Annotated in this window: 23 protein-coding genes; 19 read left to right on the top strand and 4 right to left on the bottom strand. The window is 55.2% G+C overall.

Going from position 1 to position 25,614, the window contains the following annotated elements; all coding sequences use genetic code 11:
* The first annotated feature begins 158 nt into the window (after positions 1-158).
* Entirely contained in the window at positions 159-563 is a 405-nt protein-coding gene (locus ABH899_RS22870; protein WP_370000833.1) for a VOC family protein, read from the top strand.
* A 92-nt stretch (positions 564-655) separates the two neighbouring features.
* On the opposite strand, the gene ABH899_RS22865 is transcribed toward ABH899_RS22870, so the two are convergent.
* On the bottom strand, positions 656-2,533 hold the full coding sequence (locus ABH899_RS22865) for a bifunctional metallophosphatase/5'-nucleotidase (protein ID WP_370000831.1): 1,878 nt from the start codon (positions 2,531-2,533) through the stop codon (positions 656-658).
* A gap of 286 nt (positions 2,534-2,819) precedes the next feature.
* On the opposite strand from ABH899_RS22865, the gene ABH899_RS22860 reads away from it, so the two are divergent.
* The 5 genes from ABH899_RS22860 (at position 2,820) to ABH899_RS22840 (ending at position 8,769) form a co-directional block, all read left to right on the top strand.
* A complete protein-coding gene (locus ABH899_RS22860) occupies positions 2,820-3,785 on the top strand; it encodes a DNA-binding transcriptional repressor DeoR (protein WP_009671421.1) in 966 nt (321 codons plus the stop codon).
* 76 nt (positions 3,786-3,861) lie between these two features.
* Positions 3,862-4,686, top strand: coding sequence for a purine-nucleoside phosphorylase (locus ABH899_RS22855; RefSeq protein WP_370000828.1), 825 nt, complete (start codon positions 3,862-3,864; stop codon positions 4,684-4,686).
* 274 nt (positions 4,687-4,960) lie between these two features.
* The gene (locus ABH899_RS22850) at positions 4,961-6,274 is read left to right on the top strand and encodes an amidohydrolase family protein (protein ID WP_370000826.1); all 1,314 of its coding nucleotides are present in this window, start codon (positions 4,961-4,963) and stop codon (positions 6,272-6,274) included.
* 117 nt (positions 6,275-6,391) lie between these two features.
* Positions 6,392-7,612 carry an NCS2 family permease gene (locus ABH899_RS22845; protein ID WP_370000887.1) on the top strand — a complete coding sequence of 407 codons (1,221 nt, stop codon included), beginning with the start codon at positions 6,392-6,394 and terminating at the stop codon, positions 7,610-7,612.
* Positions 7,613-8,088: 476 nt separating this feature from the next.
* Positions 8,089-8,769, top strand: coding sequence for a 4'-phosphopantetheinyl transferase family protein (locus ABH899_RS22840; RefSeq protein ID WP_370000824.1), 681 nt, complete (start codon positions 8,089-8,091; stop codon positions 8,767-8,769).
* Here ABH899_RS22840 and ABH899_RS22835 read toward each other — a convergent pair.
* The 3 genes from ABH899_RS22835 to ABH899_RS22825 form a co-directional block, all read right to left on the bottom strand.
* Positions 8,732-9,724: a DNA-3-methyladenine glycosylase family protein gene (locus ABH899_RS22835; protein WP_370000822.1), complete on the bottom strand. Its 993-nt coding sequence runs from the start codon at positions 9,722-9,724 to the stop codon at positions 8,732-8,734. The two genes, ABH899_RS22840 and ABH899_RS22835, sit on opposite strands and share 38 nt — an antisense overlap.
* Positions 9,684-10,250 carry a methylated-DNA--[protein]-cysteine S-methyltransferase gene (locus ABH899_RS22830; protein WP_370000820.1) on the bottom strand — a complete coding sequence of 189 codons (567 nt, stop codon included), beginning with the start codon at positions 10,248-10,250 and terminating at the stop codon, positions 9,684-9,686. The genes ABH899_RS22835 and ABH899_RS22830 overlap by 41 nt, the downstream gene beginning before the upstream one ends.
* A gap of 71 nt (positions 10,251-10,321) precedes the next feature.
* The gene (locus ABH899_RS22825; RefSeq protein WP_370000818.1) at positions 10,322-10,891 is read right to left on the bottom strand and encodes a bifunctional transcriptional activator/DNA repair enzyme AdaA; all 570 of its coding nucleotides are present in this window, start codon (positions 10,889-10,891) and stop codon (positions 10,322-10,324) included.
* Between the two features lie 226 nt (positions 10,892-11,117).
* On the opposite strand from ABH899_RS22825, the gene ABH899_RS22820 reads away from it, so the two are divergent.
* From ABH899_RS22820 to ABH899_RS22760, 13 genes are all read left to right on the top strand, one after another.
* Complete coding sequence (locus ABH899_RS22820; protein WP_009674810.1) at positions 11,118-11,699, top strand: LOG family protein; 582 nt, start codon at positions 11,118-11,120, stop codon at positions 11,697-11,699.
* 265 nt (positions 11,700-11,964) lie between these two features.
* The gene (gene deoC / locus ABH899_RS22815; protein WP_370000816.1) at positions 11,965-12,630 is read left to right on the top strand and encodes a deoxyribose-phosphate aldolase; all 666 of its coding nucleotides are present in this window, start codon (positions 11,965-11,967) and stop codon (positions 12,628-12,630) included.
* 27 nt (positions 12,631-12,657) lie between these two features.
* Entirely contained in the window at positions 12,658-13,059 is a 402-nt protein-coding gene (locus ABH899_RS22810; RefSeq protein WP_009674813.1) for a cytidine deaminase, read from the top strand.
* Between the two features lie 122 nt (positions 13,060-13,181).
* Positions 13,182-14,360, top strand: a complete 1,179-nt coding sequence (locus ABH899_RS22805; protein ID WP_370000814.1) for a NupC/NupG family nucleoside CNT transporter — start codon at positions 13,182-13,184, stop codon at positions 14,358-14,360.
* Between the two features lie 26 nt (positions 14,361-14,386).
* Positions 14,387-15,568, top strand: a complete 1,182-nt coding sequence (gene deoB / locus ABH899_RS22800; RefSeq protein WP_370000812.1) for a phosphopentomutase — start codon at positions 14,387-14,389, stop codon at positions 15,566-15,568.
* 54 nt (positions 15,569-15,622) lie between these two features.
* Positions 15,623-16,330, top strand: coding sequence for a purine-nucleoside phosphorylase (deoD, locus tag ABH899_RS22795; protein WP_218231197.1), 708 nt, complete (start codon positions 15,623-15,625; stop codon positions 16,328-16,330).
* Between the two features lie 121 nt (positions 16,331-16,451).
* Positions 16,452-17,753 (top strand): pyrimidine-nucleoside phosphorylase, encoded by a 1,302-nt coding sequence (locus tag ABH899_RS22790; protein ID WP_370000810.1) that lies wholly within the window; start codon positions 16,452-16,454, stop codon positions 17,751-17,753.
* Between the two features lie 352 nt (positions 17,754-18,105).
* The gene (locus tag ABH899_RS22785) at positions 18,106-18,702 is read left to right on the top strand and encodes a TetR/AcrR family transcriptional regulator (protein ID WP_370000808.1); all 597 of its coding nucleotides are present in this window, start codon (positions 18,106-18,108) and stop codon (positions 18,700-18,702) included.
* A 107-nt stretch (positions 18,703-18,809) separates the two neighbouring features.
* Positions 18,810-20,192 (top strand): MFS transporter, encoded by a 1,383-nt coding sequence (locus tag ABH899_RS22780; protein WP_370000806.1) that lies wholly within the window; start codon positions 18,810-18,812, stop codon positions 20,190-20,192.
* Positions 20,193-20,280: 88 nt separating this feature from the next.
* A complete protein-coding gene (locus ABH899_RS22775; protein ID WP_370000804.1) occupies positions 20,281-21,174 on the top strand; it encodes a Vgb family protein in 894 nt (297 codons plus the stop codon).
* A 311-nt stretch (positions 21,175-21,485) separates the two neighbouring features.
* Positions 21,486-23,264: a hypothetical protein gene (locus tag ABH899_RS22770; RefSeq protein WP_370000802.1), complete on the top strand. Its 1,779-nt coding sequence runs from the start codon at positions 21,486-21,488 to the stop codon at positions 23,262-23,264.
* A 549-nt stretch (positions 23,265-23,813) separates the two neighbouring features.
* Positions 23,814-24,263: a MarR family winged helix-turn-helix transcriptional regulator gene (locus tag ABH899_RS22765; RefSeq protein WP_370000800.1), complete on the top strand. Its 450-nt coding sequence runs from the start codon at positions 23,814-23,816 to the stop codon at positions 24,261-24,263.
* A 25-nt stretch (positions 24,264-24,288) separates the two neighbouring features.
* Positions 24,289-25,263 carry a ring-cleaving dioxygenase gene (locus ABH899_RS22760; protein WP_370000798.1) on the top strand — a complete coding sequence of 325 codons (975 nt, stop codon included), beginning with the start codon at positions 24,289-24,291 and terminating at the stop codon, positions 25,261-25,263.
* The last annotated feature ends 351 nt before the right edge of the window (positions 25,264-25,614 follow it).

The raw sequence follows: 25,614 nt of genomic DNA, 5'->3' as shown, positions 1-25,614 counted from the left end.
GCAAAACAAGCTGCCGCCTGCAGGTTACAGACGGCAGCTTGTTCCGTTTACCGGGATAAAACATTGCGGCGATCCTAAAGATGGATTACTATCGGGTTTGTGCACAGCCTGTACACATCCACACATTTCATAAGCAGGCCGCAAAGGAGAATCGCGTCATGTCCGCAAAAGTTATCCACCATATTTGCATTCAGACGAACTGTTATGAACAATCGCTCGCATTTTACCGGGATGCGCTCGGCTTCGAGGTTGTGCAGGAAACGCCTGATTTTCATACACGGACTTATAATTCCTGGTTGCGGCTCGGCGAGTTTTATATCGAGCTGCAAACCGGCAAGGCCGGTGAAGAGCTTCAGCCGGTGAATACGAGTTCGCGGGGAATCGTTCATTTTTGTCTATGGGCCGAGGATCTTGAAGAAGAGGTCCGCCGTTTGAAGGATTCCGGAGCGGAGTTCAGGCTTAAAAACGGCCGGGAAATTTATACGGTAGAGAACGGGAAGCTGTGTAAGCTGACGGCGCCCGAAGGAACGATTATCGAACTGAGGGATACGAAAGGGATCTGACCGGTAAAAAAGAAAGGCCCGCAGAAGGGAAATTCTGCGGGCCTTTCTTTTTTTTTGAGCAAGCCGCTAACCGGTGGGGCAGCGTGCCGCTCTTATTTTACTTCGACGATACGTCCTTCGACCTTCGGATTAACGGTTCCCTGCTTGATCAAGGCTTCTTCCACGACATCGTAAAGCGTGAAGCCGGAGTCGAACACTTTCTTATCCTTCATCATGGCATAGCCGTCACCGCCGGCCGCGATGAAGTCATTCGTAGCCAGCTTGTAGGTCTTGTCCGGATCAACCGGCTCGCCTTTCACTTTCAGCTCCACCACTCTTTCGCCGGCAGGCTTGCTGCGGTTGTAAGTGAACGTCATGCCGCCGATTTGCGGGAAGCGCCCTTCGCCGCTCTCCACTTTGCCGACTCCGTTTTCGAGTGCCGCTCTCAGCTCGCTGCCTGTAAGCTCCAGGACGACCAGAGTGTTCGGGAACGGGAGCACGTCGTACAGATTTTTCTTCGTGATGTCTCCGGCTTTCACCTGGGTCCGGATACCGCCGCCGTTAATAAGCGCAACATCGGATTCCTGTCCGCCGATCGTCTTCGTTTTGGCGAGCATGGCATCGGCGATCAGGTTGCCGAGATTGGTTTCCTTCGCGCGTACGAGGGTGCGTTCCCCGTCAAGCTGAACGTCGGTTTTGGCGATTTTCACATCAAGCTGTCCGTCTACACGGCCGACGATATCTTTAACCAGCTTCGCCATCTCGGCATCGGGCTCTACTTTCTCGTCATACTCGATCAGGCCGCCGGTGAAGCCGACAAGCTCCTTATTGTAATAATACAAGTCCGCGCGGCCCATCGACTTGCCGTATTCCCAGTCCTGTACGATGTACGTGCCGTTTACGAGCTCCGGATTCGTCAGCTGGGTGTGGGAGTGGCCGCCGATGATCAGGTCGATGCCGGGAACCGTCTTCGCCATTTCGCGGTCGACTTCGATGCCGTTGTGGCAGACGACGATGACGTGATCGACTTTCTTTTTCAGCTCGGGCACAAGCTGCTTCGCTACTTCGATCGGGTCCTTGAACTCCAGCGCCTTCACGTTGTCCGGATGAGTCACGATCGGTGTATCCGCGGTCGTAAAGCCGAGGATGGCGAATTTCTTGCCGCCGATTTCGGTATAATGCACCGGCTGGAGCAGCTCCGTGCCGTCTTCTTTTTTGAACACGTTGGAAGAAATGATCGGGTGATCGACCATGCCTTTGAGCTTGAGCAGCTGCTCGTAGCCGAAGTCGAATTCATGGTTGCCCGCCGCCTGCGCGTCGTAATCGAGGTAGTTCAGAAGCGGCACGATGGACTCGCCCTTGAACAGATTGGCGAAGACGGTTCCCTGGAAAGTGTCGCCCGCATCCATCAGCATGAAATTAGGGTTTTCCGCCCGCATTTCTTTCACGAGCGTTGCGATTTTAGCGTAGCCGAACTCTTTCAGCGATTTGTTTTCTTCGATATGTCCGTGAACGTCGTTGGTATGTCCGATCGTAATATGTAAGGTGATGGCTTGGCCGAGGGCCTGCAGAAAATCTTTCCGGGATACGGAGTCGGCACCGGCCGTCAGTTTGATGTCGTACCCGGCTTTCTTGGCGATTTCGGTAACGGCTGCGGCGCTGAGTACGGCGTCCGGCGTTTTTACTTCCGCTTCGCTCAGCAGTCCCTGCTTTTTGGCCCAGGACAGGGAAGCCGAAGCCCAGTGGGAAATCGAAGCGTCCGTCGTCAGAGAAGCTCCCTTGGAACGGGCGAGAATCGTAGCGAGCTCCGCTGTCGAAACACTGCGGTCCAGCGCCAGGCCGCCGCCTTCGTAGCCTTCGATGATCGCTTTCTTTTGCATCCAGTCGGTATGGCTGAGTTGTGGTGCCGTTTGGGCGTAAATCGACGTGGCCAGAATAGAAGATATGATTGCGCTTACAGATAAAGCCGAAACAAATTTGCCTTTGAACAAAAGAATTCCCCCTTAACAAAAGTAGACCCATTGTAACATGAGCCTTTGGGGGCAACAATAGAGGTATAGCGAACATAGTTTGTCAATTTGTGCACGGACGCCGCCGTAAACGCTCTCAAAAATGGTATAATGAAGAGAAGTGCTTATTGAATTCACGCTCATCTTCATTCATTTCCGGCCTGGATTGGATTGATTTTCATAAAAGGATGTTTTATACTCAGGGAATGAAATGATGTCACTTTTATATTGAACATAATTTCATAATGCGAGGCAGGGAAAAGCTCCAATGGAAGATGAAAAGCTCAGAAAGATTATCGAGGTAGCCAAATTATACTACCAGCTGGACTATAATCAGAACCAGATTGCGCAAATGCTCGGCTTATCCCGTCCGACCGTGTCGCGTCTGCTGCAGCAGGCCAAGACAGAGGGAATCGTGAAGATTCACATCGCGGACCCCTCGGAAGATTGCGAGGCTCTTGCGGTTACTTTACGGGAGAAGTTTCATTTGAAAAAAGCGGTGGTCGCTTTCGTACCGACTTATGACGACGAAATCGTCAAGAAATTTATCGGCGAAGCGGCCGCGCAGTACTTGATGACCACGGTAAAAGACAAAGATATTATCGGGGCTTCGTGGGGAACCACGATGTATCAGGTTGCGGCGAACCTTCAGCAGAAGGGGCTGACGGATTCCCGCGTCGTGCAGCTGAACGGAGGCGTGAGCCATGCGGACATTACGATCTCTCCGTCTGAAATCATCTATCTGTTCAGCCGGGCGTTTCACGTTACGCCGTATTTCCTCTATCTCCCGGCTATCGTCGATCACAGTCTGGTTAAGCAGGCGATTCAGTCCGACCGGCATATCCGCCGCGTGCTGGATCTCGGAAAGCTTGCCAATATCGCGATCTTTACGGTCGGGCTGCCGGATGCCGAATCGGTGCTGATCCAGTCCAATTACATGACCGAGGAAGATTTGGAGATTATTCAGAGCAGAGCCGTGGGCGACATATGCTCGCGATATTTCGACGATAAAGGGCAGATCTGCCATACCAGCCTGAACGACCGCACCATCGGCATCGAGCTGGAGGATTTAAAGGAGAAAGAACAGGCGATTCTCGTAGCCGGCGGAATGAGAAAGGTAAACGCCATTTATGGCGCGCTCCGCGGCGGCTATGCGAATACGCTCATCACCGACCAGATGACGGCCAAAGCGCTCATCGCCAAACATGACGGCGGGCAGACGGCAACAGCCTGACGGCGGGCCGGCAGGATACGCGGCGCGCCCCGGCCGGGCTGTCTTGTACCGCACCAAACCAGGGGGACTTCACGAGATGACACAGACTAACCACGTATTGCAGGCGGCTGCCTATATTAAGGACAAGTTATCGTTTACGCCGCAGGTCGGCCTTATTCTCGGTTCTGGCCTCGGCGTTCTCGCCGATGAAATCGAGAATTCGGTCGTTATTCCTTATCACGAGATTCCCGGCTTCCCGGTATCGACGGTTGAGGGACATGCCGGCCGGCTCGTATGCGGAATGCTGCAAGGCAAGCCGGTTGTCGCCATGCAGGGACGCTTTCACTATTACGAAGGATACGCCATGAATAAGGTCGTCTTTCCCGTTTTCGTCATGAGGCAGCTCGGCGTGAAGACGCTTCTCCTGACCAATGCCGCGGGCGGGGTCGACGTAAGCCTGGAGCCGGGGGATCTGATGCTGATCTCCGATCACATCAACCTGATGGCGTCCAATCCGCTGATCGGTCCCAACGACGCGCAGCTCGGTCCGCGCTTTCCCGATATGTCGGAGGCTTACTCGAAAAGACTGCGCGAAGCGGCGCGCGAAACCGCCGGCTCTCTGAACATGAGCCTGAAAGAAGGCGTATACGCGGGCCTTACGGGCCCTTCGTACGAAACGCCGGCCGAAATCCGCATGGTGCGGGCGCTCGGAGGAGACGCGGTAGGCATGTCCACCGTGCCGGAGGCAATCGCCGCGAGCTATGCGGGGCTTGAAGTGCTGGGCATCTCCTGCATTTCCAACATGGCCGCGGGCATCCTGGAGCAGCCGCTTTCCCATGCGGAAGTCATGGAGACGACCGAGATGGTGCGCGCTAACTTCGTGGCGCTGATCAAAGGCATCATCGGCCGCAGCGACCTGTAGCGGCAGTCCGGCCGTCCCGACCGGTACCTTCAAGGAATCCTGGATATTGCCGTCCAGGGTTCTTTTTTGCGCCCGGAAAAGGGAGCGGAACGTTTTGCAAGAAGGCCGGCATAAAAATAAAATAGACAGACATAAAATAAATTTCAAATTAATATTTACATATGTTCATGTCAAACCTATAATAGGTGTAATGTATTCCGGTTTCACAAATACTAGCCCCTGACAGCGGGTTTCATGCCTTACCTTTTTCTACAACTTAGACAAGTCTGGAGAGATGGTTTTGAATACAGCCTATGTGAACGGTCACTTTTTTACGATGGATGAAAGCAGCCGGCAGTACAAAAGCGGAATGATGGCCGTCGGCGGCGACACGATCGATTACATCGGCGATCATTCCGAACAGCGGCTGGCCGCGGCGGACCGGGTCGTAGATCTGGGCGGCAAATGGGTTATGCCCGGCCTCGTCAATGTCCACTCCCATATCGTGATGACCATCCTGCGGGGAATCGGCGACGATATGCTGCTGAAGCCGTGGCTGGAGACGAAGATCTGGCCGATGGAAGCCAAGTTTACGCCGGAGATCGCGTCTGTCAGCGCCCGGCTCGGCATTCTGGAGATGCTGAAGTCGGGTACGACTACTTTCTCGGATATGTTCAATCCGAACGGCATCGACCTGGACGGCATCATGCAGGAAATTGCCGATACGGGCATCCGCGGCGCATTCTCGCATACGATTTTCAGCCTGGGCACGGAGCGGCAGCAGCGGGACAACATCGCCGGCGCGGAGCGGTTCGCGAAACAGTTCCGCACGTTCGCTGACGGACGTCTGACGACGATGGTTGCGCCCCACAGCCCGTATGCGTGCACGCCGGCGGCGCTGGAGGAAAGCGCGCGGATCGCGGCCGAGAACGGCCTGATGGTGCACATCCACGTGTCGGAGACGGATCTGGAGATCCGCGACATCGAGAGCCGCTACGGCGTGCGTCCCGTGGAGCACCTTCGCCGTCTGGGCCTGTTCGACCGGCCGACTGTGATGGCTCACGGAGTCGTTCTTAATGACGAAGAAAGAGCGATTCTTCAACAATATGATGTACGGGTGGCTCATAATCCCATCAGCAACTTGAAGCTGGGATCGGGAGTGGCGGACGTTGCCGCGCTTCTGGAAGCGGGAGTCAAGGTCGGCATCGCCACGGACAGCACCGCGTCCAACAACAACCTCGATATGTTCGAGGAGATGAGGACAGCGGCCCTGCTGCAGAAAGGGATTTACAAAGACGCGAGCAAGCTTCCCGCCGAAACGGTGCTGGCGCTGGCTACACGTGTCGGAGCCGACGTTATCGGCATGGGCCATACGGGATCGCTGGAGCCGGGGAAGAAGGCGGATTTTATCACCATCGATCCGTCCGACAAGCCGCATCTTCAGCCGCTGGAACAGGCGTTTTCGCATCTGCTCTACGCCGCGTGCGGACGTGACGTCTGCGATGTATATGTCGGCGGAGCGGCCGTTGTGCGCGACGGAAGCTGCCTGACGATCGACGAAGAAAAGATCTTGGCGGAAGCCAACCGTCTGCAGGCTGAGCTGCGCTAACTCCGCTGCGCGGACTGCGGTTGACTGATGGGGCAGAGTGGAGGAATAGAAGTGATTCGAGGTCTTAACCGGTATTTTCAAGTGGAAGCCCACGGGACGACGTGGAAAAGAGAGCTGATGGCAGGCCTCACCTCGTTCTTTACGAGTGCGTACATTATGCTCGTCAATCCCCTTATCCTGCAGGATACGGGAATGCCGCTGAGCGCGGGAGTACTTGCCACCATTGCGGCGACCGTTATCGGCTGTCTGATGATGGCCCTATGGGCGAATGCGCCCATTATTGTCATCCCCGGCATGGGGCTGAACGCGTTCTTTACCTACACGATCGTCCAGTCGCTGGGACTTTCCTGGCAGCAGGCGCTTGCCGTTGTCGTCGTGTCGGGTGTCATTTTCCTGCTTGCGAGCGTGTCATCGTTCGGCGGCAAAATTTTATCGGCGGTACCCGCGTCGCTGAAGCACGGGATTACCGCGGGAATCGGCCTCATGCTTACGTTTATCGGCCTTCAGAAAGGCCATATCATTCAGCCCGATTCCGTCAACTACGTGGCACTCGGCAGTTTTACGAGTCCGGTCACGCTGGCGACGCTTATCGGACTGGCAGTTACGTTCATGCTGTTTGTCCGCAACATTAAAGGAAGCCTGCTCATCGGAATCGGGTTTACGAGCTTGCTGACGCTCGGACTCGCAGGTACAGGAGATGCGGCCGATAAAGCGGTCGATCTGAAGGCTTACGGGCAAGTCCTGGGAGCCGCCGATTTCAGCGTCATGCAGATTCCGTTCTGGATCGCGGTCTTTTCCATGACGATGATCGTCCTGTTCGAGAACATGGGTCTGCTCAGCGGCATGCTGCCGGACAAGGAAAAGTTCCCGAAGGCTTACCGGGTCGTGGCGGTGTCCACGATCGTATCGGGCTTCTTCGGGACCAGTCCGACCATCGCCTCGGCCGAAAGCACCTCCGGCATTTCCGAAGGCGGCCGGACAGGCATCCCTCCGCTCGTAACGGCGGTCCTGTTCCTGCTCTCCGCCCTGGCGCTGCCCGTCATCGGGCTGATTCCCGGCAACGCCGTCGCGCCGGTGCTCATGATTATCGGAGCGCTGATGATGATGAGCGTGAAGGATATTCCGTTCAACGATTTCTCGGAATATTTGCCCGCGTTTCTCATCGTGGTGTGCATTCCGCTGACGTCCAGCATCGCGGACGGTCTCGCTTTCGGCTTCATCGCGTATCCTCTGACGAAGGCGGCCATCGGCCAGTGGAGAAAATGCTCGCCTCTGCTGTACGCGATTGCCGCGCTCTTTGTCCTGAACTTCGTGGCTTCTGCCGTGTTCGTACATTAAACAGAGGAGCCGGCATCGCGAAACAGAGAAATCCGTATCACGCTCAGCTCCCGGCTAGGGGGTTGGCCTCCTATGACTTGTAGCCAACCACGGAGTACGGCCGCTTCACGCTTACGGACCCGGCTCCCTTCTGTCCGGGAAGCGCTGCGTCGACAGCAGCGGCAACCAAAAAAAGCCTGACGATACTTGATATCGTCAGGCTTTTTTGCATGCGAAGAAGCCTCCGGGCACGGACCGGAACGGCCTAAGAAGTCCAGCGTCTCGGCCCTGGCGTCGGCGGGATGGTTGCGGAGTGGCAGAACTGGCACTGGCTTCGTTTTTTTGCGGCCGCATAAGAAGATGGAACGGCTTGTTGGAATGTCTGTCCCACACAAGCTCTTACATTTGGTACAATAAGGAAGAAAGGGCAGGTTCCCTTGAAAACAGGCCCTGCCTGCCTCGGTTAAGCCGACAACATCGATTATTGGGGATATGAGATGGACATTTATGCGATAAACATACGTTTCGACGAAGAAGAGATTATACAACATGCGGACCGGCTGATGGTTCATCTGTCGGAGGAGAAGCGGGCCAAGGCCCAAAGGTTCCACCGGATGGAGGACCGCGTGAGGGCGGTTGCCGCGGATGCCCTCGCGAGATGGTGCCTGTGCCGGAAACTGGCCGCCGCTAACCCGGAGCTGCGCTTCGGGACGAATGCCTACGGCAAGCCGCATGTGACCGCGCCCCGTACCGGCGTCCATTACAACGTGACGCATTCGGGCTGCTGGGTCGCGGCGGCCGTTTCCGAAACGGAAGTCGGCATTGACGTGGAGCAGATCCAGCAGGTGGATCTGGATATTGCCGAACGCTTTTTTTCTGCCGCGGAAAAAGCCGACCTCTTCAGCCTCCCTCCGGAGGAGCGGCTGGATTATTTCTTCGATCTGTGGACGCTGAAGGAGAGCTACATCAAAGCGGTCGGCAAAGGCTTGTCGATTCCGCTGGACTCTTTTGCCATCCGCAGGAGGGAAAGCGGCGTGTTCGAGCTGGAGCCGCAGCCGACCCATGTTTTCAAGCAGTATGAGCTTGACGGGCCTTACAAATTGTCCGTTTGCTCGACTTTGGACAATTTTCCGGATGAAGTTACCTTGCTTCGTCTGGAAGATCTGGTGTTTGAATAGCAAGAGAACCCTCCGGCAGGAGGCTTCTCCACAAATAAAACACCGCATAAGCCTCCCAGCCCCGCCAGGGAGCGAAAAGCTGCCGGATCTCTTCGAGAGCCGGCTTTTGCGTGCGGTGCAGGAGCTGCTTCAGCGCGTTGTGAAGCCCCGCGTCCCCGATCGGGAAAGCGGCCGGGTTCCGCAGGCAGCGCATCAGCACGTAATGCGCGGTCCACGGACCGATGCCGCGGATGGCTAGCAGGGTGCGCTCGGCCGCCTCGTAGGAACCGGAGGCGAGAAGCGCCTCCTTCGACAGCGTGCCGCTGTCCATCAGACCCGCCACATGGAGGATATACTCGGCTTTCTTGCCGGTGAATTGGAGCTGCCGCAGCTCTTCCACGGTCACGTCCGCCAGGTCCCTCGGTTTCGGGAAAAGCCAGTAGGTACGGCCTTCCCAGACCAGCTTTTTGCCGTAGTTCTCCACAAGCCTGCGCTTGAGCGTATAAGCGAACGTTAAATTAATCTGCTGCCCGGCGATCGCCCAGCAGAGGGCTTCGAACAAATGCGGCACGCCGATGATGCGGAGCCCGTAATACCCGGAAGCTAACGGACCGAGCAGCGGATCGGACTGTGCCGCCGCATAGAAGGGCGTCATGTCTCTGGCGAGGTCCATCCATTCCGCCGTGTAGGCCACCGCTTCCCGGACGGCGTTTGGATCTGCGGGCGGGCCCTGCAAAAACCGGAGCTGGAGCCGACCGGGACCCGGCTCGCTGATTTCGACCGGCAGCAGTTCTTTTCCCGCTTCCAGGAGCTTGTAAATGCGGCGGTTCTCCACGCTGTGAAGGCACTCAAGGGGAGAGCGCGTCAGGTACAGAAGCGTTTCCGGGTAACTGAACGCCGCCGGAGTTTCGATCTGCGCGATTCCCGTCTGTTCGTCAAAACTGAAAACGGGCGTGTCCTTTTGCCGTATAGTCATGGAATCCCTCCAGTCTGAGCAGCTCTTCTTTGACCTGAAGGCCTCCTCTGAAACCGGTAAGCGTCGCATTTTTGCCAATGACGCGGTGGCAGGGCACGATGATGGGAACGGGATTGGCGCCGTTGGCCGTACCGACCGCTCTTACGGCTGCGGGACTGCCCACGCTGGCCGCAATGTCGGAGTAGCTGCGTGTTTCGCCGAACGGAATTTCGGCAAGAGCCTTCCAGACGGAAGTCTGGAAAGCCGTACCCCGCATATCGAGCGGAACGTCGAATTGTTGGCGGTTCCCTTCGAGATACTCTTTTAGTTGAAGGAGATAGCCAGCCATTCGTTCTTCGTCTTCGATCAGCACGGCTCCGGGAATCTGCCTGGCGGCCCAGCTTTCCAAAGTGTCCAGACTCTCGGTCGGCCACGTAATACGGCATAATCCCCGGTCTGTCGCGGCTACGTATAAAGGTTTGTTCCGGAAAAGGGGATGCACCAGGGCCGCCCAATAAATTTCGGTTGTCGCCGAAAGAGTGTTCATTTTTTAGTTGCCTCCTGCTTGTCTCGGTTTGAATTGAATTGAATTGGTTTTACTTTGGCTTCGGTACTCACTCAAGAGTTTCGGGCATTCTGTTCTCTAAATTCATTCGGCGTACAGCCGGCAGTTTTATGAAAAACGGCGGAGAAATGAGAAGCGCTGCGGAACCCGACTGCCGCGGCGATTTCGCCGATAGGCTGTTCACTCCGTGCAAGCCTGTGCTTCGCTTCCTCCATGCGGGTAAGAAGAAGCTGGCGCGAGGGACTGATCCCGGTCGTCCGTTTGAACGTCCGCTGCAGATGATAAGGGCTCATGTTCAGCTCGGACGCAAGCCCGTGCAGCGTCAGATTTTCGCCATAGCGGGTGCGGATCAGGCCGAGTACGGTTTCCGCCAGCTCCGCATCGGGTCCGTGGGGACTCGGATTCTCGGGCTTGCACCTTTTACAGGGGCGGAACCCGGCTGTCAGAGCTCCTTCGATGCTATCGTACACCCTCACATTTTCGGGCTTGGGAGTCCGGGACCGGCAGGATGGCCTGCAAAAAATGCCCGTAGACGTAATGCCCACATAATACTGCCCGTCGTGACGGGTATCTCTGCTTAAAATCGTCTCGTAGACGGATTTGAAAATAGCGTCCTCGTTCATCCGTTAACCGCACCTCCTTCTCTTAACATTATAAACTTCCGTCCGGTGCTTGATAATAGGAGTGAAATAGGACAGCAAAAATTCGCTAAGACCTTGAATGTGCGAGAATCTGGAAGCAAAAGAAGGATATAGACCTTGATCGGCTGTGCCGTCCGGTTTTCCTCGGCCCCGCTTTCCACTATAATGAAGGAAGATTTTGTACAAAAAGGATGGAGGAGATCAGACAATGAAACGCATAGCGGTTTTCTGCGGATCAAGCAACGGAGCATCTGAAGTCTACAGGGAAGGGGCCGCAAGGCTTGGACGCGAGCTTGCGGAGCGGGGCCTCACACTCGTATACGGAGGCGCCAGTGTCGGACTGATGGGAGCTGTGGCCGATGCGGTTCTGGAAGCCGGAGGCGAGGTTATCGGGGTTATCCCGAAAATGCTCGAGAACCGGGAAATTTCCCATCACGGCCTGACCGAACTGATCGTCGTCGAGTCCATGCATGAGCGTAAAGCGAAGATGGCGGAGCTTGCGGACGGATTTATGGCTCTTCCGGGAGGACCGGGTACGCTGGAGGAATTTGTGGAAATTTACACATGGGGGCAGCTCGGTCTTCACCGGAAGCCGTTCGGGCTTGTCAATCTCAATCATTATTACGATCCCCTCGTCGCCCTCTTCGACCGGATGAATCAGGAGCAGTTTATGCAGGATAAGTACCGCTCGATGGTGCTGGTGAACGAAGACCCGGCCAAGCTGCTTGAACAGTTTGCTTCCTACAAGGCTCCGGAAGTCAAAACTTACATAAAGAACGATCAGACCTGAAATTTCAGGCATCCTTAGTAAAACGCACCGAAAAGAAGCATACTAGAGTCGTTTACGGCCTTCTTGGTGAAGAAGACTGTAAGGGGCTCTTTTTTATGCCCGGGAAAAAGAGCGTAAGAAGCCTAAAGACACAAAAATGACATGAACATAATTTTATGATGTGTTTTACATATGTTCATACGTGTGCTATCATGAAGGCATGAAATTCCTAAACACATTGTCTTTTTAAAGGGCATGATAACTCATAATCAAGGAGTGTAAACACATGAGCATAGCCGGAATGATCGATCACACGCTGCTTCGCGCAGACGCGACAAAGGCTGAAATCACCAAGCTGACGGAAGAGGCGAAAAAGTACGAATTCGCGTCCGTCTGTGTAAATCCGACCTGGGTTGCCTATGCGGCCGAACAGCTCTCGGGATCGCCCGTGAAAGTTTGCACCGTCATCGGATTCCCTCTGGGCGCCACGACGTCTGCCGTGAAAGCGTTTGAAACGAAGGATGCGATCGCAAACGGTGCCGGGGAAATCGATATGGTCATCAACATCGGCGCCCTGAAAGCAGGGGACGATACGCTGGTGGAAAGCGACATTAAATCCGTTGTCGACGCGGCCGCGGGCAAGGCACTGGTGAAAGTCATCATCGAAACAAGCCTTCTTTCGGACGAAGAAAAAGTGCGCGCAAGCGAGCTGGCGGTTAAAGCGGGAGCGGACTTCGTGAAGACGTCCACCGGGTTCTCGACCGGCGGAGCGACACCTGCGGATGTAGCGCTGATGCGCAAAACCGTCGGTCCCGACGTTGGCGTCAAAGCATCGGGCGGCGTACGCAGCCTCGAGGACATGAACGGCATGATCGAAGCCGGGGCAACCCGCATCGGAGCTAGCTCGGGCGTTAAAATCATGGAAGGCGGCCAGTCCACTTCTTCCTACTAAACCCTGACCTTTGAGGAGGACGGATCCATGAAAGACCAGCTGATTCAAGAAGCAATCGAAGCCCGCAAGCAGGCCTATGTGCCTTATTCGGGCTTCCAGGTCGGAGCGGCCGTGCTCACGGGCGGGAAGGTTTACCGGGGATGCAACGTTGAGAATGCATCCTACGGTTTAACCAACTGCGCGGAGCGAACAGCTATTTTTAAAGCCGTTTCGGAAGGCGAAGGCGGGCACAAGCTCGAAGCTATCGCCATCGTGGCGGACACGGAAGGACCGGTATCGCCATGCGGCGCCTGCAGACAGGTTATCGCCGAATTCAGCGACCGGAATACGAAGATTTACTTGACCAATCTTCACGGCAATACCGAAGAATGGACGATCGACCGGCTGCTCCCGGGAGCTTTTCAAGCCGATGACATGGAAAAAAAGTAAAAATCAATATGAAACTTCTTTTTGTAAACTGATTGTAAGCGCTTAATAGTTTTTCAGGTTCAGAGAGCTGTACCTGCAATCAAATCTGCTAATGCTGAGCAACCATTGGGGGAACCACTAACATGAAATATTTAGTTGCTATTCTGGGCGTGCTTGTCGTGTTCGGGCTTACTTACGCCGCCAGCAACAATCGTCACAAAATCCGGTACCGTCCGCTGTTCGTCATGATCGCCCTGCAGGTGGTCCTGGCTTTCGCCCTTCTGAATACAAGCGTGGGCGAATTTCTGATCCGCGGTTTCGCGAGTGTATTCGAATCGCTTCTCGCGTACGCGTCCGAAGGGATCAATTTTGTGTTCGGCGGCATAGCGAACGACAAGACGTCTCCGTTCTTCCTGAACGTGCTGCTTCCTATCGTATTCATTTCCGCATTGATCGGGATTTTGCAGTATACTAAAATTTTGCCGTTTATCGTCAAATACATCGGTCTGGTGCTCAGCAAGGTCAACGGCATGGGTAAGCTTGAATCTTATAATGCCGTGGCATCTGCTATACTGGGTCAATCGGAAGTATTCATTTCGGTGAAGAAGCAAATCGGCCTGCTGCCGAAACACCGCCTGTACACGCTTTGCGCTTCGGCCATGTCCACGGTTTCGATGTCCATCGTCGGAGCTTACATGCAGATGATCGAGCCGAAGTTTGTCGTAACGGCGCTGGTGCTGAACCTGTTCGGCGGATTTATTATCTCGTCGATTCTTAACCCTTACGTGGTTACGAAGGAAGAAGATATTCTTGAAGTGCAGGAAGAAGAAAAGCAGTCTTTCTTCGAAATGCTGGGAGAATATATTCTCGACGGTTTTAAAGTCGCCATTATCGTGGCGGCCATGCTGATCGGTTTCGTGGCCCTGATCGCCTTGATCAACGGTGTTTTCAACGGCATTTTCGGCATTTCGTTCCAGTCTTTGCTCGGGTATATTTTCGCTCCGTTCGCGTTTGTAATGGGCGTGCCTTGGGCCGAAGCGGTCGAAGCCGGAAGCATTATGGCAACCAAGATGGTATCCAACGAGTTCGTCGCCATGCTCGACCTTGCCAAACATACGACTATGTCTCCGCGGACCGTCGGAATCGTATCGGTGTTCCTCGTTTCCTTCGCGAACTTCTCTTCCATCGGGATCATCGCCGGTGCGGTTAAAGGGCTTCACGAAAAGCAGGGCAACGTTGTGGCCCGTTTTGGTTTAAAATTACTGTATGGAGCTACATTGGTCAGCGTCCTGTCGGCTACGATTGCGGGGCTGTTCCTGTAAGCTGAATAGGAAAGGAAGCGAGAAACATGACTACGTTTAAACGGATTCACCTGATTGTACTGGACTCGGTCGGTATCGGCGAAGCGCCGGACGCCGCTAAATTCGACGACTTCGATGTCGATACCCTCGGACATATCGCACGGGAGAGAGGCGGCCTCAACATGCCGAACATGGCTAAGCTGGGCCTCTCCAACATCCGTCCTATCGAAGGCGTGCCTGCGGCGGACAAGCCGCTGGCTTACTACACGAAGATGCAGGAAGCGTCGAACGGGAAAGATACGATGACCGGGCACTGGGAGATCATGGGCCTGAACATCGAAACGCCTTTCCGCGTGTTCCCGGACGGCTTCCCGGCTGAGCTGATCGGGCGCATCGAAGAGAAAACCGGCCGCAAGGTGATCGGCAACAAGCCGGCCAGCGGCACCGAAATCATCGACGAGCTCGGTGAGGAGCACGTGAAAACCGGAGCGCTTATCATTTACACGTCCGCGGACTCCGTGCTGCAGATTGCCGCCCACGAAGACGTGGTGCCGCTGAAGGAGCTTTACGAAATTTGCGAGTTCTGCCGCGAAATTACGCTGGAAGATCCGTATATGCTGGGCCGCATCATCGCTCGCCCGTTCGTCGGCGAAGCCGGCAGCTTCAAACGGACGGCCAACCGTCACGATTACGCCTTGAAGCCTTTCGGGCGCACTACGATGAACGAGCTGAAAGACAAAGGCTTCGACGTGATCGCGCTCGGCAAAATCTCCGACATCTACGATGGCGAAGGCGTTACGAAAGCGGTCCGGACCGTTTCCAACATGGACGGCATGGACAAGCTGGTGGACACGCTTGGCGAGTCCTTCACCGGACTCAGCTTCTTGAACCTCGTCGATTTCGACGCTCTCTTCGGCCACCGGCGTGATCCGCAAGGATACGGACAGGCGCTGGAGGAATACGACGCCCGCCTGCCGGAAGTGTTCGCCAAATTGACGGACGAGGATCTGCTGATCGTCACGGCCGACCACGGCAACGATCCGACCTACCGCGGAACGGACCATACGCGCGAATACGTGCCGCTGCTCGTTTACTCGCCGCGTTTTGCGGATGGCGGCAAAGAGCTGCCGCTGCGCCGCACGTTCGCCGATATCGGCGCTACCGTAGCGGACAACTTCGGCGTCACGCTGCCCGCCCACGGCACAAGCTTCCTGGCGGACTTGAAATAAACCGGGACGATAAACCGTTCCTTCTATCCTTATTTATAACGGAGGTATACGTTCATGAGCGTTCATATTGGTGCAAAACCGGGCGACATCGCCGAAACGATCCTGCTGCCCGGCGACCCGCTGAGAGCGAAGTATATCGCGGAAACTTACTTGTCCGACGTAATCTGCTACAACGAAGTCCGCGGCATGCTGGGCTTCACGGGCACGTATCAGGGCAAGCGGGTTTCGGTGCAGGGATCGGGCATGGGGATCCCTTCGATCAGTATTTACGTTAACGAGCTGGTCAGCCAGTACGGCGTCAAAAACCTGTTCCGCGTCGGCACGTGCGGAGCCATGCAGGAGCATGTCCGGGTCCGCGATGTGATCCTGGCCCAGGCGTCCTGCACGGATTCGAGCGCGAACCGCCATGTGTTCGGCGGCTTCGACTACTCCCCGATCGCGAGCTTCCCGCTCCTTAAGGCCGCTTACGAGCGCGGTGTGGAGAAGGGACTTAAGCTTCATGTCGGCAACATTTTCAGCTCCGACATCTTCTACCGTGACGACAAGACGGTCGTGCAGAAGCTGATGGATTACGGCGTGCTCGGCGTTGAGATGGAGACGACCGCCCTTTACACGCTGGCGGCCAAATTCGGCGTGAACGCTCTGACGATTCTGACCGTGAGCGATCACCTTCTGACTGGCGAGGAAACGTCGTCGGAAGAGCGGCAGACGACCTTCAACGAGATGATGGAAGTGGCTTTGGATACGGCGATTTCGCTGTAGGACGATACTGAAGACATGAAGACAGACGGATGACGGATAAACGGGACACAGGTTTAGATCTGGTGCCCCGTGAATAGGAATTAGTTAAGAGTACTTACTGGTAAAGCGAGGAGAAAAGACGATGAGAATGGTCGATTTGATTGCGAAGAAGCGTGACGGCAAGGAACTGACGACGGAAGAAATCAACTTTATTATCGAAGGTTACACGAAAGGGGATATTCCCGACTATCAGGTCAGCGCACTGGCGATGGCGATCTACTTCAAGGACATGACGGCGCGCGAGCGGGCCGATCTGACGATGGCAATCGTCAACTCCGGCGAAACGATTGACTTGTCCGCGATCGAAGGCGTCAAGGTAGACAAGCACTCCACGGGCGGAGTGGGCGACACGACGACCCTGGTGCTGGCTCCGCTCGTAGCGGCTTTGGATATTCCCGTTGCGAAAATGTCCGGACGCGGTCTGGGCCACACCGGCGGTACGATCGACAAGCTGGAAGCTATCGAAGGCTTCCACGTGGAGATCTCCAAGGACGAGTTCGTGAGCCTGGTGAACGAACACAAAATCGCCGTGATCGGGCAGACCGGCAACTTGACGCCTGCCGACAAGAAGCTGTACGCTCTTCGCGACGTGACGGCGACCGTAGATTCCATCGCGCTCATTGCCAGTTCCATCATGAGCAAGAAAATCGCCGCAGGCTCGGACGCTATCGTACTCGATGTCAAAACGGGCGCAGGCGCGTTTATGAAAACTCCCGAGGACGCGAAAGAACTGGCGCATGCCATGGTCAGCATCGGAAACAACGTAGGCCGCAAGACGATGGCCGTTATTTCCGATATGAGCCAGCCGCTCGGCGCCGCCATCGGTAACGCGCTGGAAGTGCGGGAAGCTATCGATACGCTTCGCGGCCAAGGACCGAAGGATCTGGAAGATCTCTGCCTCGCCCTGGGAAGACAAATGGTCTTCTTGGCAAACAAAGCTGCTTCCCTGGAAGAAGCCGAAGAGAAACTCAAAGAAGTAATCCGCAACGGCAAGGCGCTGGAGAAGTTCAAGGAGTTCATCGCCAACCAAGGCGGGGACGCGTCGGTCGTGGACGATCCCGAGAAGCTGCCTAAAGCGAAGTTCCTGATCGAAGTGCCGGCACGCGAGGACGGTGTCGTAGCCGAAATCGTCGCCGATGAAATCGGTACGGCGGCTATGCTGCTCGGAGCGGGACGCGCCACGAAGGAATCGGAGATCGACTTGGCCGTCGGCCTTATGCTGAACAAGAAGATCGGCGAGAATGTTAAAGCGGGCGAATCGCTCGTAACGATCCACGCCAACCGTGAAAACGTGGACGATGTGATCGCTATGATTTACGACAACATCCGTATCTCGGACCATGCCGAATCTCCTGTCCTCATTCACGATATCGTGACGGAGTAGAGCTTGGGCGAAGCCGCGAACCATACAGCTTTGCGGCTGATAAAATCAGCCCGTCCGGCCGCAGGCCGAAGAAACCGCCGCATCATAAGGGATGCGGCGGTTTTTTTGTGCGCTGCGCGAATGTATCGGGGCGGACGGTCACAGGTTCGCTCGACCCCCGCGCTGCGCCGCAACATGCTTCTTGGTTTTGCGCGCGTTGGAAAACATGGAAAGGACGTTTCTCATTTCGCGGTTGACAACAATTGGAAAGGGGAATAGAATGAACGAAATGATAGTGAGTACTAACAAACATAACGAATCATTTGTTCTCCTTAACGGGAAGAAACATACAGATACGGAAGGAGGGGAAAGCATGAGCGGCAGCTCATCCTCAAGCAGCTCCGACAAACTGCTGCTGGCGGCTATCGATCTCATAGCGGATAGAGGCTATAAATGCGTCACCACCAAAGAAATCGCCGCTACTGCGGGACTGAGTGAAATGACGCTGTTCCGGCACTTCGGAAGCAAACAGAATTTGCTCGAATCCGCCTTCGACCGGTTTCATTACGCCGGGGAGATGCAGAAACTTTTTACGGAAAAGCTGGTATGGGAACTGGAAACCGATCTTCTCCTGATCAGCCGGACCTACCACGAAATCATGAACCGCAACCGCAAAATGATCCAAATCAGCCTGAGAGAATCCGGAAGCCTGCCCGGTTTTCGGGAAAAGACGCAGAAGCATCCCCGCCATTTAAGAGAGTTTTTGACGGACTATTTCGTGAAGATGGCGGAGCGGGGAAAAATGGTCTCGACCAATCCCGATCTCCAGGCGGTCTCGTTCATGTGGATGAATTACGGCGCGTTTATGAATAACCGGGAAGGTTGGGGAGAGGGGACGTTCGCCGATGTTGCGCTCGACGATTTTATCCGGGAAAGCGTAAAGGTGTTCGTCAGGGGGCTGACTCCCTAGTTTTTTCACCCGATCTGTTAGTGAGTACAAACATACAAAGCTTTAATGATAAATGAGGTTAACCGCCGTAATTCGGATATCATTTACATACTGAGGAGGCGAAAGCCGTGTCAACCGCTGTACAGAAAACAACCGGCGATAAAATTATGCGGGTTCTGGCGTTCACTCTGGTCATTTCGGTCATGAACGCCTCGATTTTCAACATCGTGCTGCCGCAAATCAGCGCGGAATTTCATCTGAATTCGGCCCAGGTCAGCTGGGTGGCTTCCATCTACATGTTGGTCTACGCCATCGGGTCGGTCATTTACGGCAAGCTCGCGGATAAATATCCGTTGAAACGGCTGATTACGTTCGGCCTGATCGTTTTTGCGCTCGGTTCCGTCATCGGCCTGTCGGCCACCGCTTACTGGATGGTTATCCTGGCAAGGGGATTTCAGGCCGTGGGTTCCTCGGTAATCCCTGCGGCCGCGATGATTATCCCGATCCGGTTTTTTCCGCCGGAGACTCGCGGCAGAGCCCTGGGCATCTCGGCTATCGGGATGGCGCTCGGCAACGCGCTCGGACCGGTTCTCTCAGGCCTGATTATGAGCGTAGCGGACTGGCGCTGGCTGTTCTGCCTGTCTCTGCTCACGCTGGTGACGCTGCCCTTCTACCGCAAATTGCTGGACGATAAGCGCGGGACGGCGGGCAAAATCGACGCGTGGGGCGGCGCTTTTCTGGCGGGAACCGTCAGCCTGCTGCTGCTCAGCATTACGAACGGCGGCTGGATCACCGTAATCAGCGGAGTCGTGCTGCTTGGACTTTTCATTCTCCGCATTATGAAGGCGGAGGAGCCTTTTATCCAGCCCCGGCTGTTTATGAACAAACATTACGTAACAGGCCTGATCGTCTCTCTGCTGATCGTGGGCATCGGTTTTTCCCTGTCGTTCCTGATTCCCCAGCTCATGTCTCACGTGAACCATATAGAGCCGGGCCTGATCGGCTTTATGATGGTGCCGGGAGCGGCCGCATCCGCAATGATGGGTCTCAGAGGAGGCAGGCTGGCGGATGAGAAGGGCAACTCCTTTCTCGTGTATCTTGCGTCCTTTCTGCTGTTTATCAGCTTTGTTCTGCTGTCCTCCTTGTCCGGTGCTCTTCCCGCGCTCGTGTCGGCTCTGCTCATCTTCGGCAACGTAGGCATGACGTTCATGCAGATTGCGCTGTCCAACACCATTTCGCGGTCTCTGGCGAGAGACCAGGTCGGCGTGGGAATGGGGCTTATGGCCATGATGAATTTTATCGGAATCGCGTCCTCGTCGGCTATTTACAGCAAGCTCCTGGACAACGGGGCGACGGTGACGTGGAATCCCTTCAATCTGTACCAGGGAGCTTCCGTATACAGCAACATTTACTTGGGGCTTGCTGTCCTCGTTCTCGCGGCGGCCGGTATTTATTTCTACCGGTTCGGCAGAACTCCGGCAAACGCAGTGCCGCGAAAAGCGGAAGCTTAAACCCCGGGGGAACGGTATAGTGGAGGAGAAGTACCTAAACACCCTATGCAAAAGCCGCGCCTATCACGTCTATATAGGAGGTTCCCATATGTCTTATACGTTTGAGGAATTTGCACTGCCGGATAAGGATTCGGGTCCGTACGGTTTGACGGCCGGCAAGGACGGGGCCATCTGGTTTACCGAGCAGAAAGGCAACCGGATCGGCCGCATTGCGCCGGACGGGACGATAACGGAATATCCGGTAACCGCCAAAGAGGCCGGTCTCTCCGTGATCGTATCGGCAGCGGACGGCACGTTATGGTTCAGCGGGTATAAAGCTGGTATAGTCGGGCGGATCCGCTTAACGGGAGAAATCACGGAATTTTCGCTGCCCGCGGCGGATTCCGGGCCGTTCGGCCTTGCCGAGGGACCGGATGGAGCCGTGTGGTTCACGGAAATGACGGGAAATAAAATCGGCCGGATCACGGCGGACGGGACGATAACGGAATACGGGCTGCCTCTGCCGGGAGCTTTTCCTTCCTTTATCGCGCGAGGTTCGGATGGGTCGATGTGGTTCACGGAAAATCAGGGCAACCGGATCGGACGCATTACTTCTGCGGGAGAGATAACGGGATACCCGCTCCCGAGGGGACAGGCAGGCCCGGTGGGTATCACGGCAGGCCCGGACGGCGCCTTATGGTTCGCCGAGATTAACGGCAACCGGATCGGGCGGATCTCGACAACGGGCGGGATCACCGAATACCCTCTTCCGGAGCCGGGGGCAAAGCCTCATGCGATTACCGCAGGCACGCAGGGGGATTTGTGGTTTACGGAATGGGGAGGCAACAAGATCGGCAGGATCAATACAGCCGGTGAACTGTCGGAATATGCGATCCCCAGAGAGAAGGCGGAGCCGCACGGGCTTGTCGTCGGGCCTGACGGAGCCGTCTGGTTTGCACAGGAGAGCGGCCAGATCGGCCGGTTAACGGTCCGTTCGTTTTGAATTCGTAAAGACGAAGCACGGGAAAAGGAGATCACTGCGCGTATGCGGTGATCTCTTTTTTTGTTGCTGAAAGAAGGGTCTGATGTCCCCAAATTCAGGGTTGGTTAGGGGAGGATTTTTTTATAAAAAGGTTTCGTATTATGGAATTTTTTTACTGCAATTGTGCTTGTAACCTATGGTTTAATGAAGAGAGATGACAAAATGAGCCTTTTTCTCACATTCGGGCCCTGATCTGGAAACGAACCGGTTTACTTATGCCTGTCCAATTTTTTTGAAACCAGCGGGTCCATCCAACATTTGCGGAGGTTATCATGAAAAATATATGGATACGCAATCTGCTTGCTTTCTCCCTTTTGACCGGAATGGCCTATACCTCGTTTATGACCCCGGAAGCTGCGGCAGAGTCCTCCCGGACTTCGGCCGTGCACGGCTATACCGTACAGTCAGGCACGATAAGGGGAGCGGGCGGGATGACTTCGGCCGCGCCTTTCTTGGCGGACGGTATGATTCTGGCGGCACCCGAAAAGGATGAGAACGTGAATCACATAGGGCTTAAGGAACTCGGGATTTTTGCGGGTATCCTTTTCGTTATCTATCAATCGTTTCGTGTTTTCCGGCAGTGGAAGAGGAAGGAAAAGCTGCTCCGGGAAGCGCAGGCTTATTCTACGGATCTGTACCGGGAGAGCGAGCGCCTCGGGCTGCTGGTCGATCTGTACAAAGGGCCTTCGGCCGATAAGCGCATCCGCCCCGTAGAAGCCGAAATGAAAGATGTTTCTTCCATTCTGGATGAGATGACCGGCATGATCTCGGGCATCAAGATTTCTTTTATCCGCAATATCAAAACGATGGAAGAAACGATGGGAGAATGCCGGGTGCTGTTGAGGCAGTATCAAGGGGTATACGGCAGTCTGAAAGGGAGCATAGACAGGCTCTGCGAGCTGGAGAAGCAGAACGACAAAGTCGTATCGGAGCTTCAGGCAAAAATCGGGTCCCTTCTGGCCAGAGCAAAGGACCGTTCGGCCGCCTACCGGGTGGATGATCTGGAAGAGGAACTGCTCAGTCTGCAAAAGCGGATCGGAATCATCGACCGGGAGCAGATGAGCGATTTTATTGACGTGCAAGAGCATCTTGCGCCGGAACGCGAGCAGCTCGCCGAGATCGAACGGCTGCTTGCGGAGCTGCCTGAGCTGCATAACCGGCAGCAGAAATTCAAAGGTCAGATAGAGAGCGCCCGGGATGACGTGAACCGCTCCATACGCGAGCACGGGCTGGACTCCTCGGATTTAACTTCCTTTGCGAGTCTGGATCGTGCGGAGGCGCTCTCGGCCGCGATGCTGGAGGCGCTTAATGCAGGCCGAATCCGGGAAGCCGCGCGCATTTCCTCGGACGTGACGGGCCTGATCAAACATTCGGTCATCGCGGCGGGAGAACTGGCAGAGCTGAGGGAAAGCCTGACCAAGACACTGCGGCTTCTGAAAAGCGGCATGCGTGAGATGGATTACCCCGAATCGGCCTTTAAGGAAGAGCTAAAGCGGGTAAAAGCGTATTTTGCGGAATCCGTCTGGTCGTTTATGCGCGGTGAATTCGATCAATTTACGGTCTTGTTCCGCGAAATTACTCAAAAGCTTCCCGAGGTGGAAAATCTGCTGGCGGAAGGGCGTTTTAACGAGGGCGGCAAAAAACTCATCGCTCTGATGGAGCAGTACGAGCTGGCCGAAAAGAAACATGCCCGCCTTCAGGTGTATGAAGCGGCCAATAAGGAACTGAACGGTCTGAGGGAGAGCGTGCATGCCTGCTGGATGGATTTTCAGGAGACGGTGTCGTTTATTTTGTCGGAAGGTTTGGAAGAAGCGCTGCACTCCCGCGATCTCGGCGATTTGAAATACAAAATTCATGACCGGAAAGAAATGATCGACCGCCGGATGAGCAGTCCTCCCGTCCAGCTTGACCGAATCAAGCGGGATGCGGAAGCGATGGCTACCGATGTCCAGGCTTACCGCGCGCGTGTCGAGCAAATCGCCGATCAGCAGGAAGAATACGAGGACGAAGAGGAAAGAAAAAGCGTTGTGATCAACGTGAACTTTAAGTGATTTTGCGGGCAGGCGAGGGTTGGGTCTTGTAGCGAAGTTATTTTGATTCTGCTGTCCGGTAAAGGCCGCCGCTTCTAATCATGCAGAAGAAGCCCGTATATCAATCCGAGCCTATTTCCTCGCCCGGAAAACGGCGGTTGTGAAGCCGACGCCGGGTAACAGGAGCAGAAAGGAAGAAAAATTTTCGATGCCATTCATCGTATGGCGGCAAGTCTTGATCCAACCGTTAAAACCCGGCAAGATGATCAAGTGAAGGTGATAGTTACCTCGCCGTACCCGGAACAGCAGGAATCCAAGAAGCAAAAGCGCGGCGAGAAAAGCGGCTAGGAGAACCGCGGGGATGGCCATGTTCCGAAGGGAAACCGAAAATAGGGAATTGGAAAACGGCGAAGACAAGCAACTGCTCTCTTCCCGCAACCGCTCATAAATGCTGATAAACCGTTTCGGCCCGGAACGGTTTTTAGTTTGCCCGCGGGATAGCAGTGAGCCGTTGACATTATGTCAGTTTAGTAATAAACTCATAATTATCAATGAAAGCGGGGTGAGCCGATGGAAGAGAATAAGAGGGAGCCGCTCCTCTCCAAGCAGGAAGAAAAGCTCGGGGTGCTGATCTGGTTCCGGCTGTCTCGCGTGTACAATAAGAGCATCCGACAGTCCAACCAGCATTTGAAGGCCTGGAACTTATCGGCCGCGCAGTTCGATGTGTTGGCTCAGGTCGGTTCGCACGAGCGGCTGACTCAGCAGGAATTGGCGGACAAGCTTCTGGTCACCAAGGGAAATATTACGCAGCTGCTGAGTAAAATGGAGGAACTGGGCTGGATCAGACGCGAGCAGGAATGGAAGACCAAATATATTTCGCTGACGGCGGAAGGACAAGCTTTGTTTGACGAGGCCGTTCCGCAGCAGGAACAGTTTCAGGCTTCCCAATTTGGCGCTTTGGACCGGGAAGAGAAGAAGCAGCTTCTGGAGCTGCTGAAAAAAGTCCAGAAACAATCCTGACAACATAACCGGGGAGGGCATTATCATGGAACTTAAAGGCATCCACCACGTATCGGCCATCACGGCGCAAGCACCGGAAAATTTCGAATTTTACACGAAGGTTCTGGGACTCCGTCTGGTGAAGAAGACGGTCAATCAGGACGATATCAGCGTGTATCACTTGTTTTACGGAGATGAGAAGGGCAGTCCGGGAACGGAATTGACGTTCTTCGAAATTCCGATGGCGGCGCGGAACCGCGAGGGGGTCAGCAGCATTTCGGCCGCGTCCCTGCGTGTTGCCGGCGATGAAGCATTGAGCTGGTGGAAAAAACGGTTCGCCGAATTCGGCGTCGATCACGACGAGATTCAAGACCGAGCGGGACGCGCGACGCTGGCTTTCCGCGATTTCGAAGGGCAGCGCCTGATCCTGGTGTCGGATCAACACAACACGGGAGTTGAAGGCGGAACGCCATGGGACAGAAGCCCGGTTCCCGCCGAATACGGTATCCTCGGACTCGGTCCCGTCAAATTGACGGTACAGGACCCGGAACCGACGGTGATTGTGCTGACGGAGCTTTTGGGCTTCCGCGAAAAAGGCCGCTACGCGGCCGACGTGCCGGGACAGCCGGATATCGTCGTGTACGAAACCGGCGAAGGCGGCAGCGGGGCCGAGGTTCATATCGAGCCGAGGAACGATCTCTCCCGTGAACAGCTCGGCCGCGGCGGCGTACACCATGTCGCTTTCCGAGTGGATAACGAGGAAGAGCTGCGCGCCTGGATCAACCGGGTCCGGCAGGTCCGGTTCCCGAATTCCGGCTTCGTGGACCGGTTTTATTTCCGGTCCTTGTACTTCCGCGAACCGAACGGGATTCTGTTCGAGCTTGCGACGGACGGGCCCGGCTTCGACACCGACGAGGATATCCGTCATCTGGGCGAATCGCTGGCACTGCCGCCGTTTCTGGAATCCAAGCGCCCGCAGATTGAAGCGGGGTTGAAGCCGCTCCACACGAAAGCGGACTAAGCCCGCTGGTTTAGCATCGCTGTGAATGCCTTGCATAAGCCTCCCCTTGGACCGAAAGGTTCATCGGGAGGCTTTTTTAGTTCAGTCGGCTGGTACGCTCTTTGTCGTTTATAACTGAGGAGCGCGATGTACTAGCACGGCACTTGAAATGAATTTTTCATGTTTTGCAAACTCCGCGGCCCTTACCACCATTCTACAGCGGGCAGACGCGGTTTTTATTCGTTTACAAACTTACCCAGGGGCACTGTGATTGACGAAAAATCCTAAAGGGGCTATAGTATCAATATACCCATACGGGTATGAGTATAAAACGAAATGCGATCCGCCAATAAAAAGTCCCGATTGAACTCG

The organism is Paenibacillus sp. RC84 (assembly GCF_041260495.1).
Taxonomy (GTDB): domain Bacteria; phylum Bacillota; class Bacilli; order Paenibacillales; family NBRC-103111; genus Paenibacillus_F.
This window is presented reverse-complemented; position numbering and strand designations above follow the sequence as displayed.